This window comes from Caballeronia sp., assembly GCF_049581465.1.
Classification (GTDB): domain Bacteria; phylum Pseudomonadota; class Gammaproteobacteria; order Burkholderiales; family Burkholderiaceae; genus Caballeronia.
In genome coordinates this window covers 1-1,766 of sequence record NZ_JBAUSA010001359.1, presented here as the reverse complement: position 1 = coordinate 1,766, position 1,766 = coordinate 1, and the positions used below count along the sequence as shown (strand labels likewise).

Below are 1,766 nucleotides of genomic sequence, written 5' to 3'. Positions count from 1 at the left end.
TCGTCGACGATCACCGTGCGCGTCGTCGAAAGCATGCTGCGGCCGGAATTTGAACCGAGCAGCACGTAAAGCGACTCGGGCGTGGTCACGAGGATATGCGCGGGGCGCTTCCTGAGCGCGTTGCGTTCCTGCTGGGTGGTGTCCCCGGTACGCACGGCAGCGCGGATCTCGACGGGCGGGAGATCCAGGCGCTCCATCTCCTCGGCGATGCCGGCTAGCGGGTCTTGCAGGTTGATGCGGACGTCGTTGGAAAGTGCTTTGAGCGGCGAGACGTAGACCACGGTTGTCTGGTCCGGCAGCAACCCGCCGTTCGCAAGGCCTTCGCGTATCAGGTCGTCGATGGCGGCTAGAAATGCAGTAAGCGTCTTGCCTGAACCCGTCGGCGCGGCGACCAGCGTCGAGCGGTGGGCTTTGAGAAGCGGCCAGGCACGAGTCTGCGCTTCTGTCGGCGCTGGAAAGTGACGCGTGAACCAGTTGGCGACCGAGGGGTGGAAATCGAACAAGACGCTGGCGGCGGGCTTGATTTTCCTCATAGGCGCTATTTTATGCCGCGCGGTTTTGGTTTGCTGTCGGGCTGCCGTGCTAGTAGAGCCGGCGCCCTATGAGGCCAAATAAGGGTAGGAAACGGCGAAGCGCCACCCTACCCGAACTTAGTCACTTACTGCTTGCCTGAAGCGAGCTGCTGATTGCGCTCAGTGAGAAACTGAATCAGACCGTCCACGCCGCTTTGCTGGATCCTGTCGCTGAACTGCTGCCGATATGTCTGGACCAGCCAGACGCCGAGCACGTTCAGGTCATATAAGCGCCAGCCCTGGGGTGTCTTATACAGCCGGTAGTCGATCTCCGACGGCTGGCCGCCCATGAGCGCGACCGTGCGCACCACAACGTCCGTATCGGCTGGAGCGATGTGCAACGGCGGGTAATCGATCTTTTGATCCGCGCGGAGCTGACCAATCGCGCCCGAATAGGTGTGAATCAGGAGCAGTTCGAACTGTTCGACCACTTGTTGCTGCTGCGCCGGCGTCGCCGTCCTCCAGTAGCGGCCCATCGCGAGCAACGTGGTGCGGTGAAAATCGGTGTAAGGAAGAATGTCCCTGTTCACGATATCCATGATGCGAGGGATATCGTTCGGCTCGATTGCCCGCCTTCGCACCTCGTCGAGTATCTGCTGCGTCGCGGTCTTGATAAGCACCTGCGGCTCCGATGAGTCGATTTGCGCGTACGCCGCACCGCTGAACGAAAACAACGCTGCGCAAAGAGGGACCAGCAATAGAGTCTTCATATGAAGGAATCCTGGCTGAATGCATTAACTTGCATTAACGCGGTGCTGGACAAGTATCCTCCTCTACGGCCGACCACGTCGCATGGGCACGCCTCACCTGCCTTCGACGAGAACCGCGCGATAGCGCGCCCCCTTGAACCGGTGCTGCACGACCTCCTGATACGCCGGGCTGTCATACCACGCACGCGCATCCTCCGTGGACGGAAATTCCACGATCACCACGCCCTCCGGCCCGTCGCCCTCAAGCACCTGCTGAGGTCCGTAGGCCGCGAGAATCTTGACCGGGTGACCTTTGAAGGTCTCGCCGACCTTGCTTTGGTAGGTGTCAAGCTCGCCCTGGTCCTGCGTGCTTTCTCGTGTAAAAACGATATAAGTCGCCATGACGTACGCTCCTGCAGCGCTGTGAAGGTACACACGATAATGCCACGAAACCGCACGCGCACTCGGCACGCGGTGTCCTCGCAAGAGCCGGGAAGGACTCGCC

Annotated in this window: 3 protein-coding genes; all 3 read right to left on the bottom strand. The window is 60.6% G+C overall.

Annotation, left to right across the window (positions count from 1 at the left end; all coding sequences use genetic code 11):
* The coding region (locus WCA53_RS32830) for a DEAD/DEAH box helicase (RefSeq protein ID WP_423921778.1) at window positions 1–533 on the bottom strand (533 nt) is incomplete at its 3' end.
* 125 nt (window positions 534–658) lie between these two features.
* The gene (locus WCA53_RS32825) at window positions 659–1,282 is read right to left on the bottom strand and encodes an MlaC/ttg2D family ABC transporter substrate-binding protein (RefSeq protein ID WP_423921775.1); all 624 of its coding nucleotides are present in this window, start codon (window positions 1,280–1,282) and stop codon (window positions 659–661) included.
* A gap of 93 nt (window positions 1,283–1,375) precedes the next feature.
* A complete protein-coding gene (locus WCA53_RS32820; RefSeq protein WP_423921772.1) occupies window positions 1,376–1,663 on the bottom strand; it encodes a DUF1330 domain-containing protein in 288 nt (95 codons plus the stop codon).
* Between the last annotated feature and the right edge of the window lie 103 nt (window positions 1,664–1,766).

Coding starts and splice junctions, on each gene's coding strand:
- WCA53_RS32825 (WP_423921775.1), bottom strand. CDS start 1,282: ATGAAGACTCTATTGCTGGTCCCTCTTTGCGCAGCGTTGTTTTCGTTC.
- WCA53_RS32820 (WP_423921772.1), bottom strand. CDS start 1,663: ATGGCGACTTATATCGTTTTTACACGAGAAAGCACGCAGGACCAGGGC.